1 protein-coding gene is annotated in these 260 nt (G+C 61.9%); it reads left to right on the top strand.

Annotated features, from left to right (window positions below; genetic code table 11):
• The coding region (locus tag SB786_RS36765) for a GTP cyclohydrolase I (RefSeq protein WP_410731656.1) at window positions 1-260 on the top strand (260 nt) is incomplete at both ends.

Here is a 260-nt window from a genome sequence, read left to right on the forward strand (position 1 = left end):
CGAGCGGGTGGCGCGCGCCTGGCGCGAATATTGCCGGGGCTATAATGATGATCCGGCCTATCATCTCTCGCGCATCTTCCATGAGGTGGGCGGCTATGACGATGTCGTGCTGCTGAAGGACATCCCGTTCCAGTCGCATTGCGAACATCATATGGCGCCGATCGTCGGTCGCGCGCACATCGCCTATCTGCCGGGCGACTATGTGGTCGGCATTTCCAAGCTGGCCCGTGTGCTGCACGCCTATGCCAACCGGCTGCAGG

It is taken from the genome of Burkholderia sp. SIMBA_062, assembly GCF_046534765.1.
Taxonomy (GTDB): domain Bacteria; phylum Pseudomonadota; class Gammaproteobacteria; order Burkholderiales; family Burkholderiaceae; genus Burkholderia; species Burkholderia ambifaria.